The sequence below is a fragment of the Azospirillum sp. TSO5 genome (genome assembly GCF_003116065.1).
Classification (GTDB): Bacteria; Pseudomonadota; Alphaproteobacteria; order Azospirillales; family Azospirillaceae; genus Azospirillum.
In genome coordinates this window covers 1-25,781 of the sequence record NZ_LGQY01000026.1, presented here as the reverse complement: position 1 = coordinate 25,781, position 25,781 = coordinate 1, and the positions used below count along the sequence as shown (strand labels likewise).

Annotated in this window: 20 protein-coding genes; 9 read left to right on the top strand and 11 right to left on the bottom strand. The window is 67.8% G+C overall.

Annotated elements, in window-relative coordinates:
• Positions 1-839: 839 nt before the first annotated feature.
• Entirely contained in the window at positions 840-1,769 is a 930-nt protein-coding gene (locus TSO5_RS07335) for a replication protein RepA (RefSeq protein WP_109074722.1), read from the top strand.
• Between the two features lie 89 nt (positions 1,770-1,858).
• On the opposite strand, the gene TSO5_RS07330 is transcribed toward TSO5_RS07335, so the two are convergent.
• Positions 1,859-2,707 (bottom strand): LysR family transcriptional regulator, encoded by an 849-nt coding sequence (locus TSO5_RS07330; protein ID WP_109150982.1) that lies wholly within the window; start codon positions 2,705-2,707, stop codon positions 1,859-1,861.
• Positions 2,708-2,821: 114 nt separating this feature from the next.
• Here TSO5_RS07330 and TSO5_RS07325 point away from each other — a divergent pair, with 114 nt between their 5' ends.
• Positions 2,822-3,829, top strand: coding sequence for a zinc-dependent alcohol dehydrogenase family protein (locus tag TSO5_RS07325; protein WP_109150981.1), 1,008 nt, complete (start codon positions 2,822-2,824; stop codon positions 3,827-3,829).
• Between the two features lie 125 nt (positions 3,830-3,954).
• Here the strand turns inward: TSO5_RS07325 and TSO5_RS07320 are convergent, their stop codons facing one another.
• A complete protein-coding gene (locus tag TSO5_RS07320) occupies positions 3,955-5,145 on the bottom strand; it encodes an HPP family protein (RefSeq protein WP_109150980.1) in 1,191 nt (396 codons plus the stop codon).
• Positions 5,146-5,290: 145 nt separating this feature from the next.
• Between TSO5_RS07320 and soxR the strand changes: the two genes are divergently transcribed.
• Together soxR and TSO5_RS07310 are read left to right on the top strand one after the other, a co-directional pair.
• Entirely contained in the window at positions 5,291-5,746 is a 456-nt protein-coding gene (gene soxR, locus TSO5_RS07315) for a redox-sensitive transcriptional activator SoxR (RefSeq protein ID WP_109074726.1), read from the top strand.
• A gap of 154 nt (positions 5,747-5,900) precedes the next feature.
• On the top strand, positions 5,901-7,076 hold the full coding sequence (locus tag TSO5_RS07310) for a D-alanyl-D-alanine carboxypeptidase family protein (protein WP_158282381.1): 1,176 nt from the start codon (positions 5,901-5,903) through the stop codon (positions 7,074-7,076).
• Positions 7,077-7,121: 45 nt separating this feature from the next.
• On the opposite strand, the gene TSO5_RS07305 is transcribed toward TSO5_RS07310, so the two are convergent.
• The 7 genes from TSO5_RS07305 to TSO5_RS07275 are packed head-to-tail and all read right to left on the bottom strand — an operon-like array spanning position 7,122 to position 12,951.
• A complete protein-coding gene (locus tag TSO5_RS07305; RefSeq protein ID WP_109150978.1) occupies positions 7,122-7,859 on the bottom strand; it encodes a fumarylacetoacetate hydrolase family protein in 738 nt (245 codons plus the stop codon).
• Positions 7,856-8,944 carry a LacI family DNA-binding transcriptional regulator gene (locus tag TSO5_RS07300; RefSeq protein ID WP_247870630.1) on the bottom strand — a complete coding sequence of 363 codons (1,089 nt, stop codon included), beginning with the start codon at positions 8,942-8,944 and terminating at the stop codon, positions 7,856-7,858. Before TSO5_RS07300 ends, TSO5_RS07305 begins: the two co-directional genes overlap by 4 nt.
• 12 nt (positions 8,945-8,956) lie before the next feature.
• Complete coding sequence (locus tag TSO5_RS07295; protein ID WP_109150977.1) at positions 8,957-9,895, bottom strand: 2-hydroxyacid dehydrogenase; 939 nt, start codon at positions 9,893-9,895, stop codon at positions 8,957-8,959.
• A 31-nt stretch (positions 9,896-9,926) separates the two neighbouring features.
• Positions 9,927-10,709, bottom strand: a complete 783-nt coding sequence (locus TSO5_RS07290; protein WP_282183494.1) for an amino acid ABC transporter ATP-binding protein — start codon at positions 10,707-10,709, stop codon at positions 9,927-9,929.
• Between the two features lie 43 nt (positions 10,710-10,752).
• A complete protein-coding gene (locus tag TSO5_RS07285; RefSeq protein WP_109150976.1) occupies positions 10,753-11,574 on the bottom strand; it encodes a transporter substrate-binding domain-containing protein in 822 nt (273 codons plus the stop codon).
• Positions 11,575-11,609: 35 nt separating this feature from the next.
• On the bottom strand, positions 11,610-12,263 hold the full coding sequence (locus tag TSO5_RS07280; protein ID WP_109150975.1) for an amino acid ABC transporter permease: 654 nt from the start codon (positions 12,261-12,263) through the stop codon (positions 11,610-11,612).
• Between the two features lie 13 nt (positions 12,264-12,276).
• On the bottom strand, positions 12,277-12,951 hold the full coding sequence (locus tag TSO5_RS07275) for an amino acid ABC transporter permease (protein ID WP_109150974.1): 675 nt from the start codon (positions 12,949-12,951) through the stop codon (positions 12,277-12,279).
• Positions 12,952-13,270: 319 nt separating this feature from the next.
• Here TSO5_RS07275 and TSO5_RS07265 point away from each other — a divergent pair, with 319 nt between their 5' ends.
• Positions 13,271-14,767 (top strand): MFS transporter, encoded by a 1,497-nt coding sequence (locus TSO5_RS07265; RefSeq protein ID WP_109150973.1) that lies wholly within the window; start codon positions 13,271-13,273, stop codon positions 14,765-14,767.
• Positions 14,768-14,780: 13 nt separating this feature from the next.
• Here TSO5_RS07265 and TSO5_RS07260 read toward each other — a convergent pair whose 3' ends face one another.
• Positions 14,781-15,485 (bottom strand): TetR/AcrR family transcriptional regulator, encoded by a 705-nt coding sequence (locus TSO5_RS07260; RefSeq protein WP_109150972.1) that lies wholly within the window; start codon positions 15,483-15,485, stop codon positions 14,781-14,783.
• A 249-nt stretch (positions 15,486-15,734) separates the two neighbouring features.
• On the opposite strand from TSO5_RS07260, the gene TSO5_RS07255 reads away from it, so the two are divergent.
• Both TSO5_RS07255 and TSO5_RS07250 read left to right on the top strand, forming a co-directional pair.
• A complete protein-coding gene (locus TSO5_RS07255) occupies positions 15,735-16,937 on the top strand; it encodes an efflux RND transporter periplasmic adaptor subunit (RefSeq protein ID WP_109150971.1) in 1,203 nt (400 codons plus the stop codon).
• A 31-nt stretch (positions 16,938-16,968) separates the two neighbouring features.
• On the top strand, positions 16,969-20,112 hold the full coding sequence (locus tag TSO5_RS07250; RefSeq protein ID WP_109150970.1) for an efflux RND transporter permease subunit: 3,144 nt from the start codon (positions 16,969-16,971) through the stop codon (positions 20,110-20,112).
• A gap of 67 nt (positions 20,113-20,179) precedes the next feature.
• Here the strand turns inward: TSO5_RS07250 and TSO5_RS07245 are convergent, their stop codons facing one another.
• The gene (locus TSO5_RS07245) at positions 20,180-22,924 is read right to left on the bottom strand and encodes a PAS domain-containing protein (protein ID WP_109150969.1); all 2,745 of its coding nucleotides are present in this window, start codon (positions 22,922-22,924) and stop codon (positions 20,180-20,182) included.
• Between the two features lie 301 nt (positions 22,925-23,225).
• Between TSO5_RS07245 and TSO5_RS07240 the strand changes: the two genes are divergently transcribed.
• Together TSO5_RS07240 and TSO5_RS07235 are read left to right on the top strand one after the other, a co-directional pair.
• Positions 23,226-24,485, top strand: a complete 1,260-nt coding sequence (locus tag TSO5_RS07240; RefSeq protein ID WP_109150968.1) for a sodium:proton antiporter — start codon at positions 23,226-23,228, stop codon at positions 24,483-24,485.
• 117 nt (positions 24,486-24,602) lie between these two features.
• Positions 24,603-25,601 carry an LLM class flavin-dependent oxidoreductase gene (locus tag TSO5_RS07235; RefSeq protein WP_109150967.1) on the top strand — a complete coding sequence of 333 codons (999 nt, stop codon included), beginning with the start codon at positions 24,603-24,605 and terminating at the stop codon, positions 25,599-25,601.
• Positions 25,602-25,781: the final 180 nt, after the last annotated feature.

The window sequence follows — 25,781 nt, the reverse complement described above, 5'->3', positions numbered from 1 at the left end:
CCCAGGGCAAGACAACTCCGCCGCCGCCGGCCGGTTCCCTGGCGGCGGGACGCCTGAACCTTGGTGACGCCCCGACGGCGGTACGGCCCGCCCGGATTTGAACTTTGGTGACGCCCCCAGCGGGACCGACTCGGCAAGACTCCTGAACTTTGGTGACGCGGAGCGGTTCAGCGGCGGTTCGGAGGTTTGAACTTTGGTGACGCCCTGGCCCCCGAATCGACTCGACCGGCCGTTTGAACTTTGGTGACGCCCGGACAGTGCGGACCGATGATAGGTGACGGAATGAGCCTCCACCCATCTCAGCGTCATCCCCGCGAAGGCGGAAATCCAGCCGTTTCAGCGACTTAATCGGGACGTTTCCTGGATTCCCGCCTTCGCGGGAATGACGGAAAGCCCATGCCAGTCCGCAGCCTGCGGACTGGGTCGCAGAACAGGCCCCTCGCACAGCCCGATCTTACCCGCTGGAATCCTTGAACTTTGGTGACGCTCCGCAGGCCCCGCCACCCGACTCCGCCCCCGAATCGACAAGTCCAGCGTCACCAAGGTTCAAATCGCCAAGCGATCGGCAGACCCGATTCGTCCACAGGCCCCCGGTTTTTCCCCATGAACTCTGGTGACGCCATGCTTGAACTGTGGTGACGCGACTCGGACTTATCCCCTGAACCTTGGTGACGAATCTAATAGTTGGTTCCAAATAGCTTCCAATTAGCCTGCGTCACCAAGGTTCAAATTGCCTTCGGCGCGATCCGGGGTGTTGTATCTGGCAGGTTCGGTCACCGGCCCGTCACAGGACGCTTGGCCACAGCACCGTCACCGGTGACCAAAAGCGGGAGGTCGTCATGGGCAGCATTCATCGTTTGATCGAGACTCACGGACGCGACGGCGCGCTGGCCCTCGTTTCGGACGAGGAACGGCCCCTGATCGACATCGCCGCCGCGGTCCAGGCGGCGGAAAACGGCAAGCTCGGCATCACCTACGCCGGATTCTGCCAGACGGCGCTGCCCCACCGCCAGCTTCCCGACGACCAGCATTGGGAACGGCCGGGCCACAAGGTGAAGCTGGTGATCCAGCCCGGCGTGATCGAGGACCGCAACGGCGTCACCCGCCGAATCGGCGTTCCCTATGGCAGCCGGGCGCGCATGATCCTGCTTTATCTGCAGACCCGCGCCATCCAGACCGGCAATCCGGAGGTGGAACTGGGCGGCTCCATGCATGATTGGCTGAAGCGCATGGACATTCCGATCTGCGGCAAGGCCTATCGCGACGTGGAGGATCAGGCGGCCCGCCTCTCCGCCTGCCATCTGACCTTCTTCACCGACGCCGACGGCGGACGGCGGCAGAGCAAGGAATCGATCGTCGCCGACGCCATCCAGCTGCGCCGCCCCGACGATCGCCAGGGAACCCTGTTCACCGAGACGGTGCGGCTCAGCGACAGCTTCTTCAAGGCCCTGCGCGAGCATCCGGTCCCGGTGGCGGAAGAAGCGCTGAAGGCGATCAGCGGCAAGTCGATGGCCCTCGACGTCTATATCTGGCTGGCCTACCGCCTGCATTCGCTGGACAAGCCGACGCCGATCACCTGGGCGGCCCTGCACGGCCAGTTCGGCGCCGGCTACGCCCTGGTCCGCCAGTTCAAGACCAAGTTCATCCCGAATCTGAAATACGCCATGGCCGCCTATCCCGACGCCCGTGTCGAAGAAGCGGCCGAAGGTCTGATCCTTTATCCGTCGCGACCGCCGATCAACGAGCGGGTGATGGCGCGCATCGCCTGATGTCCTGCGGACTCACGGCGCTGAACTTTGGTGACGCCGGTCCTGCCGATTCTTGAACTCTGGTGACGCTGCGCATCACAGGCCGACGGTCACGAAAAGCGGTCGATCATCAGATCCAGCAGGGCGCGCAGGCGTGCCAGCCGGCGGAGATCCTGGTGATAGCCAACCCAGACATCGCGTCCGGGCGGCGGTTCGCCAAGGTCGATGACCTGCAACCTGTCCAAGGCATCGCCGATCGGGCGCGGCAGAACCGCCAATCCGACGCCGAAGGCCGCCATGGCGGCCTGGACGTCACGGTTGTTGCTGCGAAACGCGACGCGGGCGTTGGGCAGCATCCGCCGCAACCATGTGACATCCGGCATGCCGCCAAAGGCGACGTCCATCGTGACCAGCGCGCAGCCCGTGCCGTCCCCGACCTCCGGCGGCGGGCTGCCGACGATCCCGTAAAGGGCGTAATCGATCCGGGTCAGCTTGCGCTGCACCACTTCCGGCTCGTCGAACGGACGGATGCGGAACACGAGGTCGGCCTCGCGCCTGGACAGGCTCAGCAACCGTGACTCGGTCAACAGCTCCACCACCACACCGGGATGGCGCTGGGTGAACTCGTGAATGACCGGCGTCAGCATATGCAGGCCGAACCAGTCGGAGGATGACAGCCGCAGGCTGCCCTCCAGCCGTCCGCCTTGGCCGGCCAGTTCGCGTTCCAGCGCAAGGCTTTCCTCTTCCATGCGCTCAGCGTGGCGCAACACAGCCGCCCCTTCGTCGGTCAGCACGAAGCCGTCGGCGGTCCGCTGGAACAGCGTGTGCCCCACCGCGTCTTCCAGCGCGCGCAGACGACGCCCCATGGTCGGCTGGGTCTGTCCGACCCGCCGTGCCGCCGCACCGAGCGTGCCCTCGCGGGCGATCGCCAGGAAAATCCGAAGGTCGCTCCACTCCATGCCGCATCATACAGAAATGAATGGGGTTCAAACAGTATCATTGTTTTTCAAACATCCGCGTTGGGGACATCCTTCGGGACATCACCACGATGCACCCCAACAAGGAGCAAGGCCATGTCCCAGGATCCGAACAACACGATGCGCGCGCTGGTGCTGGATGCGTACGACGCCCCGTTCCGGTTGACCGAAGTCGCGCGGCCGGTGGCCGGTCCCGGCCAGGTGCTGGTCCGCATCGCCGCCAGCGGCGTCAACCCGCTGGACACCAAGATTCGGGCCGGCGCGGCGGCCCACGCGAAGCATCCGCTGCCTGCCATCCTCGGCATCGATCTGGCGGGCGAGGTCGTCGCCGTCGGTCCCGGTGTCACCGCCTTCAAGTCCGGCGATCAGGTCTATGGCATGACCGGCGGCGTCGGTGGCCGGCAGGGCTCGCTGGCGGAATACGCCGCAGTTCCGGCCGAGCTGCTCGCTCACAAGCCGGCGAACCTGACGATGCGCGAAGCCGCCGCGCTGCCGCTGATCACCATCACCGCCTGGGAAGGTCTGGTCGACCGCGCCAATGTGCAGTCCGGCCAGACGGTTCTGGTCCAGGGCGGCGCCGGCGGCGTGGGCCATGTGGCGGTGCAGATCGCCCGTGCCTTCGGCGCGACCGTCTGGGCGACGGAATCGGCGGGGAAGCTGGCGCTGGTCGAACAGCTGGGCGCCACCGCCATCGATTACCGGGCGGAGACGGTCGAAGCCTACGTCGCCCATCACACCGGCGGCCGCGGTTTCGATCTGGTCTATGACACCGCCGGCGGGCCGGTGCTCGACGCCTCGTTCCAGGCGGTGCGGCGCTTCGGCCATGTGGTCAGCTGCCTGGGCTGGGGAACCCATGCGCTGGCGCCGCTGTCGTTCCAGGCCGCGACCTATTCCGGCGTCTTTACCCTGCTGCCCATGCTGACGGGCGAAGGGATGGCGAACCATGGCGAAATCCTGCGCCGGGCCGCCGCCCTGGTCGAAGCCGGCAAGCTGCTGCCCCGTCTCGATCCGCGGCGCTTCTCGCTGGAGCAGGCCGACGATGCGCACACCGCCGTGGCCGACGGCAGTGCCGGCGGCAAGATCGTCGTCGAGATCGCGCTCTGACTGTCGGGCTCGCCACCTCGGGCCGGCGGCCTGCTCGCACGCCGAACCGCCGTCACCAGAGTTCAAACCTCCCAGTCCCCCTCCGCTCCAGGGCCGGCGAAGGGGGAGGGGGCCGTGTTGAACCGCTAGGCCCGACCGGCCGTCACGTCGCGCAGATAGCCGCGCGGCAGCGCTTCGGTCAGCCCGTCCACTCCGGTCTGCACCGCACGGGCAAGCGCGGTGCGGGCCAGCACCACCAGCAGGTCGGTCTGGGTGACCATGCCGAGGATCCGGCGGTTCTGGTCGACGATCACCACGTCGTGGGTGCGGCCGTCGGACAGCCGGCCGAGCAGGCGGAAGACCGGCGTGTCGGGCAGCTCGGTCGCCGCCGGTGCCATCACGGCGCCGACGCGCGTTCCATGATGGGCGACATCACCGTGCGACAGCTGCTCGTGCCCGACGATGCCCACCAGTATGTTCTGCGCATCCACCACCGGCAGGGTGCGGAAGCCATGCTCCAGCAGCCGGGCGCGGGCCACCTGCGGATGGGTGTCCGGCGTGACGGTGACGAGGTCGCGCGACATGATCTCCCGGCAGCTGATGTCGACATGCAGCCGCTCGAGCGCATGCAGCTCGGCATTGACCAGCAAGGTGCCCAGATCGTCGCGGCTGACGTCCAGCGTCTCGGCCAGCGTGCGCAGCGCGTCGTCGACGTCGCCCTGGGTCAGGCCGGGGCGCAGCTGCGCCGGCGGATCGTTGGTGCGGTGGGTGTTGACCGCCCTGTGCGGATAACGGTGGCCCGACAGCCGATGGAACATCAGTCCGGCCGTCACCAGCAGGATGGAGTTCACCGCGACCGGGAAGAAGGCGAACTTGATGCCCATCTCCGTCACCGCCGGCCCGCCCAGCACCGCGGTCAGCGCGGCGGCCCCGCCGGGCGGATGCAGGCAGCGGGTCAGCGACATGGTGGCGATGGCCAGAGCCACAGCGGCGGCCCCGGCCAGCATCGGGTCGGGGATGACGCTGGCGACCAGCACGCCGACGACGGCCGACAGCGTGTTGCCGCCGATGATCGACCAGGGCTGGGCCAGCGGACTGGCCGGCACGGCGAACAGCAGCACCGCCGACGCCCCCATCGGTGCCACCAGGACCGGCGCGCTGGACATGAAGGTCAGCATGTTGCGGCACAGCAATCCGGTCGCGGCGATGCCCAGCAGCGCGCCGCAGCAGGCGATCATCCGGTCGCGCAGCGTGGCGCCCGGCAGGATCGGCCGGAACACAAGCTCACCCAATCCCGCCAAACGTTCCCGCAAGGCGGCAAACTTTCCCCTGCTCATTCGGTCCCCATCCCCCTCGTTGCACCATCCGGCCCGTTCGGGCAGCAAAGTTGGGCGACCCTAAAACCTCAACAGGACTTGAGGTCAAGCGGAAAAGCCGTCAGACTTGCGGGACGGAGGGTTGCAGGAAAGGGGAGGAACCGCAATGCTGTCACCTGAGGACTACGACAAGGACCTGACGGTGGGGGAGGTGGCGCGCCGGTCCGGCGTGGCGGTCTCGACCATCCACTTCTACGAGGCGCAGGGACTGATCCGCAGCTGGCGCAATCCTGGCAACCAGCGCCGCTTCTCCCGCGACGTGCTGCGGCGGGTGGCGGTCATCAAGGTGGCGCAGCGGCTCGGCATCTCGCTCGCCTCCATCGCCGACGCGCTGAACGCCCTGCCGCAGGACCGCTCCCCCACCACCGCCGACTGGCGCCGCATGTCGGAGCGCTGGCGGGCGGAGCTGGACGACCGCATCGCCAAGCTGACCAAGCTGCGCGACAATCTGGACGGCTGCATCGGCTGCGGCTGCCTGTCGATCCGCGACTGCCCCCTGCGCAACCCGTGGGACGAGCTTGGCGACGCCGGCGCCGGCCCGCGGCTGCTCGACCCCGCCTGACCTTGGGCCCGCCTGACCTTGGGCCGGCCTGATCCTGCCGCTGTCCCACATTAAAATTGCGGCCCATACGAAAATAAGGGGTGAAGCCGGCGCGGCGATGGTTCATGGAAACGGCCGTCGAAAGAGCCATCCGTCACCTCAGAGGATCCGCAGGGTGATCGTCGCCAATCCGCCCCGTTCCGCCGCCCCGTTCCGCAGACCGCTCCGTCATCTGGCCGCCTGCCTGTCGCTCGCCGCCGCCCTCCTGGGTTCGGTCCCCGCCATCGCGCTGACCCCGCCGGATACGGCGGCCAAACAGGCCTATCTGGTCGATCTGACCAGCGGGGAGGTGCTGCTGGACAAGAACGGCGAAACCCGGATGGCGCCGTCGTCGATGACCAAGATGATGACGGCCTATCTCACCTATGACGCGCTGGTCCATGGCCGGACGACGCTCGACACCGGCTTCCCGGTCAGCCAGACCGCCTGGAAGATGGGCGGCTCGCGCATGTTCCTGAAGCTGGGCAGTCAGGTGCGGGTGGAGGATCTGCTGCGCGGCCTGCTGATCGACAGCGGCAACGACGCCGCCGTGGCGCTGGCCGAGGGGCTGGCCGGCAGCCAATCCGCCTTCGCCGCGCTGATGAACGCCAAGGCGCGCGAGTTGGGGATGACCGACACCCATTTCATGAACGCCAGCGGCTGGCCGGACCCGGACCACTACACCACCGCCCGCGATCTGGCGATCCTCGCCAGCCACCTGATCCGCGACTTCCCGCAATTCTACCATTACGAGTCGGAGCGGACCTTCACCTGGAACGGCATCCGCCAGGGCAACCGCAACCCGCTGCTCTACCACCCGGTCAGCGTCGACGGCATCAAGACCGGCCACACCGAGGTCGGCGGCTACGGCCTGACCGCGTCGGGCGAGCGCAACGGCCGCCGTCTGGTTCTGGTCGTCAACGGCCTGCCCAGCCCGCAGTCCCGCAACGACGAGCCGACGCGGCTGCTCGACTGGGCCTGGAACAGCTTCAAGCTCTACCCGCTGCTGCACAAGGGCGAGCTGGTCGAACAGGCGCCGGTGTGGATGGGGGCGGAGGACAGCGTCCCGGTGACGGTCGCCGACGACGTGACGGTGACCATGGCGCCCGCCGACCGCAACAGCCTGCATGTCGTCGCCACCCTGGCCGAGCCGCTGCCCAGCCCGGTCCATCGCGGCGACATCGTCGGCAAGCTCCGCATCGACTATGACGGCGCCGTCCGCCGGACGGTCGATCTGGTCGCCGGCGCCGACGTCCCCGCCTCCAGCGGCCTCACCGCTCTCGGCCAGCGGCTGGGGCACCTGCTGCCGTAAGCGGCGCTCCCTCTCCCGTCCCGGGAGAGGGCATTCTTTCCCCGCTCAATCGACCTTCAGCGTGATGGTGCCCATGGTGCCGTAGCGGGCGACCGACCGGCTGCCGGGCTCGACGAAGACGGTGCCGGTGCAGGATCCGGTGGTCACCACCTCTCCCGCATGCAGGCCACCGAAGCTGCGGGTGCCGACATTGGCCATCCACACCAGCAGCCGGACCGGATCGCCGGCGCTGTTGCCGCCGACGACATCGACCTTGGTCTCGCCGTCGACCTCCAGCGTCACCGTTTCCTTCAGCGGGTCGAGCGAGCGCCAGTCGGCGATGGCCGGCCCGACGATCAGGGCCCCGTGGTTGAACTGGTCGGCCATATGGCTGAGCCGGTCCTGGCTGCCGAACCCGGCGAAGCGGGTATCGACGATCTCCCAGGCCGGGTGGACCGAGGCGACGGCGTCCAGCACCTCTTCGCGGCTGTAGGGCTGCTCGCGCACCGGCAGGTCGCGGGCGAAGCGGTAGGCGATCTCCGCCTCTACCCCGATGACCTGGAAGATCTTGGCCGGCAGATGGTCGGTGCCCTCGAAGACGGTGGCGGCGTTGATCGGCGCGCGGAAGGGCTCCGCGTCGGGCGTTACGGCGCCGACCTTCCAGGCGGTCACTGGACCCAGGCGGCGGGCGACGGCGTCCTGGATCGCATAGGCCTCCGCTTCGGTCATCGGGCGGTTGTCCAGCCCGGTCAGCCACTGGCGGGTCTCGCGCGCGGCGATCAGGGCCTCGACGGTATCGGTCATGGCAAGTCTCTGTGGTGAGGGGAAGGGGAGGGGGCGCCGCAGGATTGGCGGACGACCAGCCGGCTCGGCAGGATGATCCGTTCGGGTGGGCCTTGCGGGTCGGCGATGCGGCGCAGCAGCAGCCGGGCGGCTTCCTGCCCGATCTGCCTTGCGGACGTGGCGACGGTGGTCAGCGCCGGCCGGCTGAGGGCGGCCTCCGGCACGTCGTCGAAGCCGGTGACGGCCAGATCGCGCCCGGCCCTCAGACCGCGCGCCTCCAGCCCCAGCATCAGGCCGAGCGCCACCACGTCGTTGTAGCATAGCGCCGCCGTCGGCGGTTCGGCCCGGTTGAGCAGGGCACCCACCACTTCGGCGCCAGCCCGCCGGGTCAGCGGGCAACGCAGCACCAGATCGTCGGCCAGCCCGTGCCGCCGCATCGCCGCGGTGAAGCCGGCATGGCGCGCCGCGTAGGCGGAATGGTCCAGCGTCCCGCCGACGAAGGCGATCCGCCGGTGACCCAGCGAAATGAGATGCTCGGTCACCGTCTCCATGCCCGCCTGGTAATCCACCCCGGCATAGTCCCGTCCCTGATCCGAGACGAAGCGCAGGGCCTGCACGCAGGGCAGCCGCCAGCGGTCGAGCCGGTCGAGCAACTCGGCTTGCGTCCCGGCGGCGGGGCAGAGGATCACCCCGTCGACATTGTGCTCGCGCATCCGCTGCAGGAAGCGGTCCTGGCGCTCCGGCTGTTCGGCGGTGTTGGCGATGAAGGCGACGAAGCCTTCGGTGTCCAGCACGTCGTCCACCCCAGCCGTCAGCTCGGCATAGAAGGGGTTGTTCAGCTCGCAGACCAGCAGCCCGACCGTGTGGGTGCGGGCGGCGCGCAGGTTGGCGGCGCCGCGGTTGTAGATGTAGCCGAGCGCCGCCATGGCGGCCTGGACCCGCTCCCGCGTTTCCGCCGCCACCAGCGGGCTGCCGCGCAGCACCAGCGACACGGTGGAGCGCGACACCCCGGCATGGCCGGCGACCTCCGTCAGGGTGACGCTTTCCATCTTGCCGGTGGCCGGTTTGCTGCTGGCCGGCTTGCTGCTATCGGGCGCTCTGGCCACGGCGGCGGTGCCTCACACCACGGCGGTCGGCAGCGGCCGGCCGGCGAAGAAGGCTTCCAGATTGTCCAGCACCAGCTGGCCCATCGCCATCCGCGTCTCAACCGTTGCACTGGCCTGATGCGGCTGCAGAACGACGTTGTCGAGGCCGTAGAAGCCTTCCGGCACATTCGGCTCGTCGGCAAAGACGTCCAGCCCGGCGCCGCCGATCCGGCCCTCGGTCAGGGCGGCCAGCAGCTCCGGCTCGTCCACCACGCTGCCGCGGGCGACGTTGATCAGCAGCCCGTCCGGCCCCAGCGCGTCCAACACGGTGCGGCCGACCATGTTGCGGGCGTCCGCCCCGGCCGAGGCCGCGACCATCAGGATGTCGCTCTCCCGCGCCAGTTCGATCGGCGATGCGACGAAGCGGTAGGACACGCCGTCGCGCGGCTTGCGGTTGGTGTAGGCGATGGTCATGCCGAAGGCTTCCGCGCGCTTGGCGATGGCCTCGCCGATGCGTCCCAGCCCCAGCACGCCCAGCCGCTTGCCGCTGACCTTGCGGGCGAGCGGCAGCTTGCCCTTCGGCCAGTTTCCGGCGCGGACGAAGCGGTCGCCCACCATCATCCGGCGCGATGCGGCGATCATCAGCCCGATGGCGAGGTCGGCGACGTCGTCGGTCAGCACGTCCGGCGTGTTGGTCACCCGCACGCCGCGGCCGCGGGCATGCTCCAGATCGACCGCGTCGGTGCCGACGCCGTTGATGGTGACGATCCCGAGATTGGGCAGCGCCTCGACCACCGCCTTTTTCACGCCGGTCCCGCCGCCGGTGACGACGGCGCGCACCCGGTCGGCGACCTCGGCGATCAGCCGGTCGCGATCCGCAGCGGCGGACAGGCGGTGGACGGTGTAGGCCGCATCCAGAGCCTGCTCGATGGCGGGCATCATGGGTTCGACCAGCAGGATTTCGGGCTTCATCGCAATTCGTCCTTGGTGGAACAAAAAATCCTCAGTGAGCCAGGATCTGGCCCAGGAAGCTTCGCGTCCGCTCCGATTTCGGATCGGTGAAGAACGCCTCCGGCGTGTTCTGCTCGACGATCTCGCCGCGGTCCATGAAGATCACGCGGTGGGCGACCGACTTGGCGAAGCCCATCTCGTGCGTCACGCACAGCATGGTCATGCCGTCTTCCGCCAGCCCGATCATGGTGTCGAGCACCTCCTTCACCATCTCCGGATCCAGCGCTGAGGTCGGCTCGTCGAACAGCATCACCTTCGGGTTCATGCACAGCGACCGCGCGATGGCGACGCGCTGCTGCTGGCCGCCCGACAGCTGGCCGGGGTATTTGTCGGCCTGTTCGGGGATGCGGACCCGCTCCAGATAACGGATGGCGGTGGCCTTCGCCTCGGCCTTGGTCGTGCCGCGCACCTTCATCGGCGCCAGCATGCAGTTCTCCAGCACGGTCAGGTGCGGGAACAGGTTGAAGCTCTGGAACACCATGCCGACTTCGCGCCGGACGGTGTCGAGCTGGCGGTGATGCGGGCCGAGTTCGACGCCGTTGACGGTGATCCGGCCCTTCTGGTGGCGTTCCAGCTGGTTGATGCAGCGGATCAGGGTCGATTTGCCCGATCCGGACGGGCCGCAGATGACGATGCGCTCACCCCGGTGGACCTCCAGGTCGATGTCCTTCAGCACCTGGAAATGATCGTACCATTTCTGGACGCCTTCCATGCGGATGACGACATCCGCGCTCATCGCGGGCGCGACGCCGTCGCGCGTCGGCTCAGACGCCATTGCCATGGTCGTAACCTCCACCGGGGATTGCGCTTCGTTCGATTTAGGACTTGCTGGCGGTGACCGCCGCCGGCAGGTCGGTGCCCAGCCACTTCTGATGGATGGCGTTCAGCTCGCCGTTCTTCTTCACGGTGTCGAGGAAGCCGTTGACCCAGCCCATCAGCTTGTCCTGGCCCTGGCGCAGCGCGATGCCCTGCACCTGGCTCTTCAGGACGAACTTCATCTCGTAATTGGCCTGCGGCGCCATCGTCTTGATCTGCTGCGCCACCACGTTGCTGACGCCCAGCGCATCGACCTGACCGGACAGCAGGGCCTGCACGGCGCTGGCGTCGTCGTCGAAGCGCATGATGCGGGCATCCTTGGGCGCCACCGCGGTCAGCGACTGGTCCTGCGTGCTGGCGCGGGCGACGCCGACGCTCTTGCCCGACAGGTCTTCCGCCTTTTTGACCGGCGACTTCTGCGGGGCGAGCAGCCCGATCTCGATCGCCGCATAGGGCTCGGAGAAGGCGACCTGCTTGGCGCGCTCCGGCGTGACGCCGAGCGAGGCGACCAGCACGTCGACCTTGCCGGTCAGCAGGTAGGGGATGCGGTTCGGCCCGGTCACCGGCACGATGTCGACCGGCACGCCCATGTGCTTGGCCATCAGCTTGGCGACGTCGGCGTCGTAACCGTCCGGCTTGCCTTCGCTGTTGGTGATGCCGAAGGGCGGGAAGTCGACCAGCATGCCGATGGTCAGCTTGCCCTTGCCCTTGATCTCCTCGACGCTCTGGGCGTGGGCCGTGGCGGTCAGGCCGCCAAAAGCGATAGCCGCGGCGGACATCAGGGCGCCGGCGACGACGAGACGGCGGGTGACGGTGAAGGCCATGGGTGTTTCCTCCGAGTGCGAGTGTTTTTAGGGATTTAACGGGAAGGCGCGGCGTAGCGGGCTTCCAGACGCTGACTCAACAGCGACAACGGCCAGCACAGCGCAAAATAGATCGCGGCGACGATGCTGAAGACCAGGAAGGGCTGGAAGGTGGCGTTGTTGACGATCTGTCCGGCGCGGGTCAGCTCGACGAAGCCGATGATGGCAGCCAGCGAGGTGCCCTTGATGACCTGGACCAGATAGCCCACGGTCGGCGGCACCGCCACCTTCACCGCCTGCGGCAGGATCACGTAGCGCATCAGGCCGGGATAGCGCAGGCCGAGCGCCGACGCCGCCTCCCACTGGCCGCGCGGCACCGACTGGATGCAGCCGCGCCAGATCTCGCCCAGGAAGGCGCTGGTGTTCAGCGTCAGCCCGACCGCCGCGGCGACCCACGGGCTCATGTCGATGCCGATCACGGTGGCGCCGAAGAAGACCAGGAACAGCTGCATCAGCAGCGGCGTGCCCTGGAAGACCTGGATGTAGCCGGTCGCCAGCAAGCGCAGCGGCTTCACGTCGGACGTGCGGCCCAGCGCCACGAACAGCCCGACGATGCCGCCGCCGATGAAGGCGATGACCGACAGCAGCAGCGTCCATTGCACGGCGCTGAGCAGGAACAGGAATTCGTTGTATCCGAAGGCGCGGATCATGGGGCGGCCTCCTTCAGCGCCGGTCGACGGTATAGGCGAAGGCCAGCCGGTAGATGCCGGCGAACAGCGCCGAGAACATCAGCGCCAGCACCAGATAGATGCCGGTCACCACGATGTAGATCTCGAAGCTGCGGAAGGTCTGCGACTGGATGTTGTTGGCGACCGAGGTCAGCTCGTCGGCGGAAATGGCCGACACCACGCTGGAACTCAGCATCAGCAGGATGAACTGGCTGGTCAGCGCCGGATAGACCGTGCGCAGAGCCGGCTTCAGCACGACGTAGCGGAAGACCTGCAGCGGCCGCAGCCCCAGCGCCAGCCCGGCTTCGATCTGGCCCTTGTGGATGGACTCGATGCCGGCGCGGATGATTTCGGTGGCATAGGCGCCGACATTGACGACCATCGCGATCAGCGCCGCCACATCCGGCGACAGCCGCAACCCGACGCTCGGCAGCCCGAAGAAGATCAGGAAGATCTGCACCAGGAAGGGCGTGTTGCGGATGACCTCGATATAGGCGTTGATCAGCCAGCGCACCGGCTTCGGCCCGGAGGTCTTGCCGAGTGCGCAGACGATGGCGATCACCAGACCGATGGCCATGGCGCCGAACGACAGCCTGACGGTCAGCCAGGCGCCGTCGAGCAGGTAATCCCATGACGCGAACACCGCGTCGAATTGAAAATCGTAGGTCACGGGCGTTCCTCCGCACCCGCGTCGCGCCGCCCTTGACGGCCGGCGTCGCGCGGATTGCCTTTGTCCGCTTGGGCTGTCGTCCGGGGAAGCCTCACCCGGACCGCCGGGACGCCGCGACGACGGCGGTCCCGCTCTCTCAGTGTTCGTACACGGTAATTGGATCGATCCAAAAGCGCAACGGGAAATGAGGAGTGCCGTGATGATTTGCAGGCCAGACATTTGATCGGGTCCAGCATGTGCGGAAACCTTCCGGCGGCGCAGGGCGTTTCACCGGACACCGGAACGCCGCCCGACCGTCAGCCTCGAGGAGCCCCCCGACATGACCGCAGGAACAAATGCCGTCACGGGCACCGTCAGGAGCACCGCCGCGGTGAGCAGCCTCGTCCCCGCCCGGATGGACCGGCTGCCCTGGGCGCGCTTCCACTGGATGGTGGTGGTTGGGCTGGGTGTCAGCTGGATTCTCGACGGCATCGAAATCCAGCTGATCTCCGCCTCCGGCTACAAGGAAACCTTGGGCATGTCGAGCGCCGAGGTCGGGCTCGCCGGCACCATCTATCTGATGGGGCAGGTGGTGGGCGCGCTGATCTTCGGCAGGCTGACCGACCGCTGGGGGCGCAAGAAGCTGTTCATCACCACGCTGGCGCTCTACCTGATCGCGTCGGGCATCGCCGGCTTCGCCTGGACGCCCTGGTTCCTCTATGTCTGGCGCTTCATCGCCGGGATGGGCATCGGCGGCGAGTATGCCGCCGTCAACTCCGCCATCGACGAACTGATCCCCGCGCGCTTCCGCGGCCGGGTCGACATCGCGATCAACGGCACCTATTGGGGCGGGGCGATGATCGGCGCGGTCGGCAGCGTCTTCCTGCTCGACCACTCGCTGGTCCCGGAAAATCTCGGCTGGCGCATCGCCTTCTTCATCGGCCCGCTGCTGGGCCTCATCATCATCTATCTGCGCCGACACATCCCGGAAAGCCCGCGCTGGATGGTCACCCACGGCATGGAGGACGAGGCGGAGCGCATCGTCGACGACATCGAGGCCAGCGTGCGCGCACAGGGACGGACGGTGCCACCGGTCGATCCGAAGCGGGCCATGAGCATCATTCCGGAAGATTCGGTGACCTACGCCCAGCTGGTCGACGTCTTCTTCCGGCAATACCCGTCGCGCACCTTCCTGGGCGTGACGATGATGGTGACGCAGTCCTTCCTCTACAACGCGATCTTCTTCACCTATGCCCTGGTTCTGCAGAATTTCTACCATCTCGATCCGTCGCAGACGGCGCTCTATTTCTTTCCCTTCGCCGCCGGCAACCTGATCGGGCCGCTGCTGCTGGGGCCGCTGTTCGACACGGTGGGGCGGCGGCGGATGATCTTCGGCACCTATCTGCTGGCGGGCGTGGTGCTGCTGGTCTCCGCCTTCCTGTTCCGCCAGGGGGTGCTGACGGCGAACACGCACACGATCTTCTGGTGCGTCTCCTTCTTCTTCGCGTCGGCCGGCGCCTCGTCCGCCTATCTGACGGTCAGCGAGATCTTCCCGCTGGAGGTCCGGGCGCAGGCGATCTCCTATTTCTTCGCCATCGCCCAGGTGGTGGGCTCCACCGGCCCGCTGCTGTTCGGCTGGCTGGTGGGGGAGGGGACGGAGCGCGACCCGCTGTTCTGGGGCTATGTGGTGGGATCGGTGGTGATGATGTTCGGCGGGATGGTCGCCCTGGTCTATGGCGTCGACGCCGAAGGCAAGGGGCTGGAGGACATCGCCGAACCGCTGACCAAGGCCAACCGCCACCAAGGCGTGGGAGAGGAGGCGGCGGAGACGATTTGAGGGCTTCGCGCCGTCAGCCCGCTTTGGCCTCCGCCACGCGCGCCCCGCTCAGGAACAGTCGCACCGCCTGCCGGACATAACGGTCGAGGTCGGGGATGGCCGGCGCGCTCTGCGGCAGGATCAGGCGGCGGATCAGCAGATTGCCGGTGACCATGCCGAGGAAGGCCTGCGCGGCGGCGGCCGGGTCGTCGATTCGCAGATCACCGCGGTCGGACAGCCGCCGCAGATAGTCGGCCAGACGGCCGATGGCGTTCTCCGGCCCGATGCGGAAGAAGGCCTCGGCGATGTCGGGCACGCGGTCGCCCTCGGCGATCAGGACGCGGAGAGTGGCCGTGGTCTCGTCATTCAGCAGCGCCTTGACCAGATGCAGGGCGAAGGCGGTCAGCCCGGCCTCCGGCGTTACGCGCTCGTCGGTCTGGGCAGGGGTGAGGCCGGAGAGGAACATGGCATTGTCCTCTTCCATGATGGCGCGGAACAGCCCTTCCTTGTCGCCAAAATGCTCGTACAGCGTGGCGCGGGACCCGCCGGCGACGGCGATGATGTCGCTCAGCGTCGTCTTCTCGAACCCTTTTTCGATGAACAGGCGCCGGGCCGCCGTCAGGATCGCCTGCCGGCGCGCCATGCCGCGCGGTCCGCAGGTGGACGGGCCGCAGATGGCGGTTCCGTTGGCGGGTGAGTCCGGTGCGGTGTCGATCCGCGCCTTGTGGCTGCTGGTCATCGTGCGTTCCCTTCCGGTGCCGCGGCCGGATTGATTTTTGCTTCAGCGCCTTTCCACCGGGCCCCCTGTCGAACATCTCTGTCGGACACCCGTGGAACCCTCTTGCGCGGTGCAGCATTCTGACTGTATCGTCTGGTACACTGTACTGTATGAGACAGTACTAAGCAACGGGGATGTGCCGGACCAACCGAAGCCCGGCGTAGCAGGGAGACGGGTCCGCCGACGCGCGGCGCCGAGACGAGGAAACAGATGTCCAGATCCAATCCATTCATGACGCTGGCCGCGGCGGCCTGCCTGATCGCGCTGCTCGCCGGCTGCAACCAGCAGAAGCAGGCGGGCGGACAGCCCCAGGGCGGCGGCCCGCCGGAGGTGTCGGTCCTCACCATCGAGCCGCAGCGCCTGACCGTGACCACGGAGCTTCCGGGCCGCACCGCCCCCTACCGCGTGGCGGAAATCCGGCCGCAGGTCAGCGGCATCGTGCTGAAGCGCCTGTTCCGCGAGGGCAGCGAGGTGAAGGCCGGCGACCAGCTCTATCAGATCGACCCCGCCACCTACGAGGCGTCGCTGGCGAGCGCCCAGGCCGATGTCCAGAAGGCGGAGGCCAACCTGCAGGCCGCCCGCAACAAGGCGTCGCGCTACGGCGATCTGGTCAAGAACAGCGTGGTCAGCAAGCAGGACTTCGACGACGTCCAGGCGTCGCTGAAGCAGAACGAGGCGCAGGTCGCCGCCGCCAAGGCTGCCTACAACCTCGCCAGCATCAACCTGAACTACACCAAGGTGTTCGCCCCCATCTCCGGCCGCATCGGCAAGTCGGCGGTGACGGAGGGTGCGCTGGTCACCGCCAATCAGGCGACGGCCTTGGCCACCATCCAGCAGTTCGACCCGATCTATGTCGACGTGACGCAGACCGCTTCGCAGTTGATGAAGCTGCGCGAGGATATGGCGACCGGCCGCATCCGCCCGGCGGAGCCCGGCAAGATCCCGGTGACGCTGTTCCTGAACAGCAACGCCAGCGGCGACGACACCGCCTATCCGGCGAAGGGCGAACTGCAATTCTCCGACGTGACGGTGGATGCCGGCACCAGCTCGGTCCAGCTGCGCGCGGTCTTCCCCAACCCGAACAAGGACCTGCTGCCCGGCCTGTTCGTCCGCGCCCGCGTCGAGCAGGGGGTGGCCGAAAACGCCATCACCGTGCCGCAGGCCGCGGTCGCCCGCGGGCCGGACGGCTCCGCCCGTATCTGGGTGGTGGGGGCCGACAACAAGGTGAACCCGCGCACCATCAAGACCGAACGCGCGGTCGGCAATGTCTGGCTGGTGTCGGACGGGCTGGCCGTCGGCGAGCGCGTGGTGGTCGAGGGCCTGCAGAAGGTCAAGCCGGGTGCCGAGGTGAAGCCGGTGCCGGCCCAGAACGCCCTTGCCGCGCTGCCGGAAAAGGCCGCCTCGGCCCGCTGATCCCAGGATACCGTCCCCAGGAACCGCTCCCATGTCAAAATTCTTCATCGACCGGCCGGTCTTCGCCTGGGTCATCGCCATCGTCATCATGATGGCGGGCGCGCTGGCGATCCTGCGGCTGCCTGTCGAGCAATATCCGAAGATCGCGCCGCCGACGGTGTCGATCACGGCCAGCTATCCCGGCGCCTCGGCCAAGACGCTGGAGGACACGGTCACCCAGGTCATCGAGCAGAAGATGACCGGACTCGACCATTTCCGCTACATGTCCTCCAACAGCGACTCCTCCGGCAACGTCACCATCACCCTGACCTTCGAGCCGGAGGCCAACCCCGACATCGCCCAGGTCCAGGTGCAGAACAAGCTGCAGCTGGCGGTTCCCCTGCTGCCGCAGGAGGTCCAGCAGCGCGGCATTCAGGTGTCGAAGGCCGGCAACGACTTCCTGCTGGTGGTCGGTTTCGTGTCGAGCGACGGCCGCCTCAGCCAGGGCGACATCGCCGACTACGTCACCTCCAACCTCCAGGACACGCTGAGCCGCGTCGAGGGCGTCGGCGACATCACCGTCTTCGGGCCGCAGCATGCCATGCGCATCTGGCTCGACCCCGACGCGCTGAACAACTTCGCGCTGACCACCACCGACGTCACCAACGCGATCAAGACCCAGAACGCCCAGGTCTCCGCCGGCCAGCTCGGCGGCGCCCCCGCCGTTCCGGGCCAGCAGATCAACGCCACCATCACCGCCCAGTCCCGCCTGCAGACGCCGGAGCAGTTCGGCGCCATCCTGCTGCGCGTGAACCCCGACGGCTCCCAGGTGCGGCTGCGCGACGTGGCGCGGATCGAGATCGGGTCGGAGACCTACGAGATCAACGCCGCCTATAACGGCAAGCCGGCGGCCGGCGTCGGCATCAAGCTGGCGACCGGCGCCAACGCGCTGAACACCGCCGCCGCGGTCAAGGCGCGGGTGGCGGAACTCCAGCCCTTCTTCCCGGCCGGCATCGAGGTCATCTACCCCTACGACACGACGCCTTTCGTCCAGCTGTCGATCCACGAGGTCATCAAGACGCTGTTCGAGGCGATCGTCCTCGTCTTCGTCGTGATGTACCTGTTCCTGCAGAATTTCCGCGCGACGCTGATCCCGACCATCGCGGTGCCGGTGGTTCTGCTCGGCACCTTCGGGGTGCTGTCGGCCTTCGGTTTCTCCATCAACGTGCTGACGATGTTCGGCATGGTGCTGGCGATCGGCCTGCTGGTGGACGACGCCATCGTCGTGGTCGAGAATGTCGAGCGCGTGATGAGCGAGGAGGGACTTCCCCCGCGCGAGGCGACGCGCAAGTCGATGGACCAGATCACCGGCGCGCTGGTCGGCATCGCGCTGGTTCTGTCGGCGGTGTTCGTGCCGATGGCCTTCTTCGGCGGGTCGGCCGGCGCCATCTACCGCCAGTTCTCGCTGACCATCGTCTCGGCGATGGCCCTGTCGGTGCTGGTCGCCCTGGTGCTGACGCCGGCGCTCTGCGCCACCATCCTGAAGCCGGTCTCCGTTGGACATGGTCATGCCCGCGGCGGCTTCTTCGGCCTGTTCAACCGCGGCTTCGACGCCGGCAGCCGGGTCTATGTCCGCGGCGTGCGCGGCGCGGTGAACCGTCTGGGCCGCTATTTCATCGCCTATCTGCTGATCCTCGGCGGCCTCGGCTACCTGTTCCTGCAGATGCCGTCCTCCTTCCTGCCGACGGAGGACCGCGGCCAGCTGTTCGTGCTGTGGTCGGCCCCGCCGAACGCCAGCTCCCAGCGCACCGCCGAGACCGCCAAGACCGTCACCGCCTATTTCCTGGAAAAGGAGAAGGACAACGTCGAGGGCCTGTTCACCATCGTCGGCTTCAACTTCTCCGGCCGCGGCCAGAATGCCGGCATGGCCTTCGTCCGGCTGAAGGACTGGAGCGAGCGGCCCCTGCCGTCGCAGAAGCCGCAGGCCATCGCCGGCCGGGTGATGGGGGCGATGTCGAAGCTGAAGGACGCGGTCGTCTTCTCCTTTCTGCCGCCGTCGGTTCCGGGTCTCGGCAACGCCACCGGCTTCGACCTTCAGCTGGTCGACCGCGGCGGGCTGGGGCATGACCGTTTGATGCAGGCGCGCAACCAGCTGCTCGGCATGGCGGCGCAGAACCCCAAGCTGGTCGGCGTCCGCCCCAACGGGCTGGAGGACACCCCGCAGTTCAAGCTCGACATCGACCGCGAGAAGGCGAGCGCGCTCGGCTTGTCGCTCAGCGACATCAACACGACGCTGTCGGCGGCCTGGGGCTCGTCCTACGTCAACGACTTCATCGACCGCGGCCGGGTGAAGAAGGTCTATCTCCAGGCCGACGCGCCCTATCGCATGCAGCCCAGCGACATCGACCGCTGGTATGTGCGCAACGCCAGCGGCCAGATGGTTCCCTTCTCCGCCTTCACGACGGCGCAGTGGATCTACGGCTCGCCCAAGCTGGAGCGCTACAACGGCTCTTCGTCGCTGAACATCCAGGGATCGGCCGCACCGGGCATCAGCTCGGGCGAGGCGATGGCCGAGATGGAGGCGATGATGCGGAAGCTACCGCAGGGCATCGGCTACGAGTGGACCGGCCTCTCTTACGAGGAACGGCTCAGCGGCTCGCAGGCGCCGGCGCTCTACGCCCTGTCGATGATCATCGTCTTCCTGTGTCTGGCCGCGCTCTATGAGAGCTGGTCGGTGCCGGTGTCGGTCATCATGGTTGTGCCGCTGGGCGTCATCGGCGCCGTCATCGCGGCGACGCTGCGCGGCCTGCCGAGCGACGTCTATTTCCAGGTCGGCCTGCTGACCACCATCGGCCTGTCGGCGAAGAACGCCATCCTGATCGTGGAGTTCGCCAAGGCGCTGTACGACCAGGGCATGGAGCTGAAGGAAGCGGCGGCGGAAGCCTGCCGTCAGCGCCTGCGCCCGATCATCATGACCTCTCTGGCCTTCATCCTCGGCGTGCTGCCGCTGGCGATCAGCACCGGCGCCGGGTCGGAGAGCCAGAACGCCATCGGCGTCGGCGTGATGGGCGGCATGATCTCCGCGACCGTGCTGGCGATTCTGTTCGTGCCGGTCTTCTTCGTCGCCGTCTACCGCCTGTTCGTCCGCCGCCGCCCCGGCCACGGCGCCATGCCCCAGCCGGCGGCGGGGGATTGAGGCGGGGAGGGCATCTCCCACCCGGGGATAAACGCCCTCTCCTGTCCCGGGAGAGGGCATTCTTCCCCTACTGCCTCGCATCCGTCAGCAGCGTATCCAGCACCTCGACCAAGCGGTCGATGCGGTAGGGTTTCGGCAGCACCATCACGCCGGTGGCGCGGGCGACCTCCTCGCTGTAGCCGGTCGCCAGCACGACGGGCAGGTCCGGGCGGAGCCGTTGCGCGGTGCGGGCCAGATCGACCCCGCTCATGGTGCCGGGCATCACCACGTCGCTGAACAGCAGATCGAACCCGCCGGCCTCCAGCAGCGGCAGCGCCTCGTCGGCGGTGGTGGCGCGGGTGATGGTGAAACCCGCATCCTCCAGCGCCGTCGCGACGGTCAGCGCCACGATGGGGTCGTCCTCCACCACCAGCACATGGCCGCCGATGCGGCTGGCGCCCGCCTCATCCATCGCCGGCTCGGCCGCCGTGGCCGGAGCGGTGCCGGAGCGGCGGATCAGCAGGCCGATGGTGGTGCCGCGTCCCTCCTCGCTCTCGATCCAGGCGGTTCCGCCGGAATGGCGGGCGAAGCCGTAGACCTGCGACAGGCCCAGCCCGCTGCCCTTGCCGATCTCCTTGGTGGTGAAGAAGGGATCGAAGGCGCGCGCCCGCACGTCGGCCGGCATGCCGGTGCCGGTGTCGCTCACCGTCAGCTGCACGAATTCTCCCGACAGCCCGTCTGGAACTCCCTGGGGCGCCCGCGCGTCGCCATGAGCCAGGATCACGTTGGTCGCCCGGATCGTCAGGGCGCCGCCGTCCGGCATCGCATCCCGCGCATTGACCACGAGGTTCAGCAGGGCCAATTCCAGCTGGGTCGCATCGACCTCCACCGGCCATAGCCCCATGGTGAAGTCGATCTCCAGCCGGATGTCGGCGCGCAGCGCCCGGTTCAGCAGCTCCGACATGCCGAGCACGCGGTCGCGCAGATCGACCGTCTCCGGCCTCAGCGCCTGTCGGCGGGCAAAGGCCATCAACTGCTGCACCAGCTTGGCGCCGCGGTCCACCGCCTGCCGCCCGGCATCGACCAGCGGCTGGATGCGCGTTCCCTCCGCCCGCTTCTCGATCATATGCAGGCAGCCCGACAGCGCCTGCAGCAGATTGTTGAAGTCGTGGGCGACGCCGCCGGTCATCTGGCCCAGCGCCTCCGTCTTCTGTGTCTGCAGCAGGGCGACCTGGACGCGCTCGCGCTCCGCCACCTCCTCGGCGACGCGGGCCTCCAGCGTGGCGTTGAGCTGATGCAGCTCCTCCTCCGCCCGCTTGGCTTCGGTGACGTCGCTGCCCTCGACGAACAGGCCACTGACGCGCCCGTCCTCATCCCGGATCGGCTGATAGACGAAGGTGAGGAAGCGTTCCTCCAGCGGTTCCCCTGGCCGGCGCTGGAAACTGATGGGCATGTTGCGCCCGACGAAGGTCTCGCCGCTGGCATAGACGCGGTCGAGCAGTTCGAAGAATCCCTGGCCCTCGACTTCCGGCAGAGCATCGCGCGCCGGGCGGTCCACCAGATCCTGGCGGCCGACCAGTTGCATGTAGGTGTCGTTCGCCATCTCGAAGACATGGTCGGGCCCGCGCAGCACGCACATGAAGCCCGGCGCCTGCCGGAACAGGGTGCGCAGCCGCTCCCCCTCCGCCGCCAGCCGGGCGTTGGCCGCCTCGACCGCCGCGCGTTCGCGCATCAGCGCCTTGTTGGCGGCGCGCAAGGCCGCCTCGGCGAGCGCGCGTTCCACCGCCGCCCAGGTCCGCTCCGCCACATCCTCCGCCAGGGCGGCGTCGGTGTCGGTCCAATGGCGCGCCTTGGTTTCATGCAGATAGAGGATCGCCGTCAGCTGTCCGGCCTTCAGCAGCGGGACCACCAGCAGGGAGCGCGCCCCGATGCTGGCGAAGGCCGCCGCCGGTCCGCCACCACCGGTGTGGGGATCGGAGATGCGCGGATCGGTGGCGACGTCGTCCACGCGCAACGTGTATCCCGCCCGCAGCTCCGCGATCAGCGCCGGGCCGAAGCTGTCGAGCAGGCGGGACTCGCCGGCGAGGCTCGCCACCCCGCTGTCGCTCCAGTCGCGCTCGACCGAGATGATGCTGCCGGTCGGATCGGTGCGGCCATATCCGGCCCGCGCCACCCGCAGATGGCGGCCGATCGCTTCGGCGGCGGCCGCGGTGATGCCGACCGGGTCGTTCAGCCCGCGCAGCCGCTCTGCCAGATCGAGCTGGAAGGTCAGCCGCCGTTCGGCCAGCACGCGGGCGGTGTTCTCGGTGCAGGCGCAGAACATGCCGGCGACGCTGTCGGTCTCGTCGCGCACCGGGCTGTAGGAGAAGGTGAAATAGGTCTCCTCGCGATAGCCGTGCCGCTCCATCACCAGCAGCCGGTCCTCGTGATAGGTCGCCTCGCCGGCAAGCGCCCGCACCACCAGGGGGGACAGGTCGGGCCAGATGTCGGCCCACACCTCGGCGAAGGGACGGCCCAGCGCCTCCGGCTTGTCGCCCAGGATCGGGCGATAGCTGTCGTTGTAGAGGAAGGTCAGCTGCGGCCCCCAGACCGCGAACATCGGAAAGCTGGAGGTCAGCATCAGGTTGACGATGGTGCGCAGCGACTGCGGCCAGTCCTCCGCCGGGCCGAGCGGCGTGGCCGACCAGTCCATCGCCCGCATCCGCCGGCCCATCTCGCCGCCGCCGGTGAAGACGTCCGGCCCGCCCGGAGCCGGACTGCCCAGAGCCGGACTGCCGGACACCCCGGCCTGCCGCAGCCTTGCGGCATCCTGCCAGACCGGATCGGTCCTCATGCGACGAACACCGCCGCCGCGGGTTTGCGTCGTCGATGCCCGGTAGTCCGGAAAAAGATAGGGGTATTCACGCAGATCATGGCGCGAGAATAGGCAATCGCAAGATGGGTGGCAATCAGCGGCATCTAGCCATTTGGGAGTAGTTTTCTTGACTCCTTATGCAGGCGCGACGTTCACGCCTCCGCTGATGTTGTCGAGATCATCATATCTGCCGACCGCTTCTTGTCCTGTCCGGGAGATCGGCCCCGGGAGATCAGACGGGCAGCCGTTCATTCTGTACCGCTTTCTTTGGAGAACGCCCGTGGGTCCGTTCCATCTGGCCGCCATCCTGCTGACTCTGGCGGCTGCCTTCGGCTTCATCAATTACAAGTGGCTGAAGCTGCCCAGCACCATCGCGCTGTTCTTCGAAGGGCTGGCGCTGGCGCTGTTGGTGAGTGGCGCAGATTTGGTCAGCGCGAGCCTGGGTGTGGGCAACTGGCTGCGCCACCTGATTCAACAGATCAGCCTGCCGGCAATCCTGCTCGACGGCATTCTCAGCCTGCTGCTCTACGCAGCCGCGGTGAACGAGGATCTGTGTGCGCTGCTGAAGCGGAAATGGACGGTCCTGGCGTTGGCGACCGTGGGTGTCCTGCTGTTCACCGGCCTGATGGGGCTGGGTCTGCACGTCGTCTTCACGCTGGTCGGGATCGAGGTGCCGCTGATCTGGTGTCTGGTGCTGGGAGCGGCCGTGGCGCCGACCGATCCGGTGGCGGTGCATGGCATCCTCGGGCGGCTGCCGGTTCCGGACTCGCTGCGGTCGGTGATCTCCGGTGAAAGCCTGTTCAACGACGGTGCCGGTGTGGTGCTCTTCGTCACTCTGCTTCACCTCGCGACCGGCAGCGACCAGGACCTGACGGTTGGGGAAGCCGCGCTGGACTTTCTGAAGGAAGCGCTCGGCGGTGCGGCGCTGGGTTTCGTCTGCGGCTGGACCGCTTATCAGGCGAAACGGCGGGTCGACGAAAGCGTGGTGGAGTTGACGATCTCGCTGGCGTTGGTGCTGGGCACTTATTCGCTTGCCAATCGGCTCGGCTTGTCGGGTCCCATCGCCGTCGTGGTCGCCGGCCTGCTGATCGGCTCCACGACAGAGCGGCATGTCCGCAGCGACGAGAGTCGCCGTGACCTGCGGGTGGTCTGGACGATGATCGATGCCGTGCTGAATTCGCTGCTGTTCCTGCTGGTGGGGCTGGAGGCGACGGTGGTCATCGCCTGGAGTTGGCCGGCCCTGCTTGCTGCCGCGCTGGCCGTTCCCCTGGCCTTGGCCGCGAGGCTGCTCAGCCTGACCCCGGCCCTGCTGATGCATATGGGGCAGACCGGCAAGTCCAGTGCGCTGGTCATTCTGACTTGGGCGGGCCTGCGCGGCGGCATCGCGGTGGCGCTGGTGCTGTCGCTGCCGGAAAGCCCTTACCGCGATCCGATCCTGGCGGTGTGCTATGTCGCCGTCGCCTTCAGCATCCTGGTGCAGGGCCTGACGCTGGAGCCGATCGGGCGGCGACTTTACGGTGGGTCGCAGGCCGGGCGCTGAACGTCCCACCGCGATGCAGGGCAGCCGCGCAGGGGGCGGCGTGGAACCGGCGCCCTCCCGATCATACCTTGAATGGCAACAGATGGCCGCCAGCCGGCCCCCACCACGGACCGAGCCATGATTCCCTTTTCCGTTCTCGACCTCAGCCCGATCGTCCAGGGGGCGACCGCCGCCGACAGCTTCCGCAACACCCTCGACCTCGCCCGCCATGCAGAGCGCTGGGGCTACAAGCGCTATTGGCTGGCCGAGCATCACAACATGCCGGGCATCGCCAGTGCGGCCACCGCCGTGGTGATCGCCCATGTCGCCGCCGGCACCTCGACCATCCGTGTCGGGTCGGGCGGGGTGATGCTGCCCAACCACGCGCCGCTGATGGTGGCGGAGCAGTTCGGCACGCTTGAGTCCCTCTATCCCGGCCGCATCGACCTCGGCCTCGGCCGCGCGCCGGGCACCGACATGATGACGGCGCGGGCGTTGCGCCGCGACATGACCGACAGCGGCGACCGCTTCCCGCAGGATGTGGTCGAGCTGCAGATGTATTTCGAGGAGCCGGAGCCCAACCAGCGCATCCGCGCCGTGCCGGGCGCCGGGCTGAAGGTTCCTCTGTGGCTGCTGGGCTCCAGCCTGTTCAGCGCGCAGCTGGCGGCGATGCTGGGACTGCCCTTCGCCTTCGCCTCCCACTTCGCGCCCGACATGCTGATGGAGGCGCTGGCGATCTACCGCGCCCGCTTCGAGCCGTCGGCGACGCTCGACAAGCCGCACGCCATGGTCGCCGCCAATATCTTCGCCGCCGACACCGAGGCCGAGGCCCGGCGCATCTTCTCCTCAGCCCAGCAGCAGTTCGCCAGCCTGCGTCGCGGCACGCCGGGCAAGCTGCCGCCGCCGGTCGACGACATCGAATCCTGGTGGAGCAGCCCGGCCGAGAAGATGATGGTGGACCGCGCGCTCGGCACCATGGCCGCGGTGGGCACGCCCGATCAGGTGGCGGCCAAACTCTCCGAGATCATCCGCGTCACCCAGGCCGACGAGCTGATCCTGGCCGGCCAGATCTACGACCACGCCGCCCGCCTGCGCTCCTTCCAGATCGGGGCGGAGGTGCGCGAGCGGATCGGTTGATTCAGGTGATTTGATCGAAAAGTGTGGGAAGGCGAAAAAAGCCCTTGCGCGGCATCGGCCAGCCGGCCTATACACCGCCTCCCGCGACGCAGCACGGCCGACAAGGCAGTGACGCTTCAAAGGAAACAGTGGTTCGAACAAGTAAGTGTCGAGCGCCTCGAAAAAAAGAGGTTGACAACG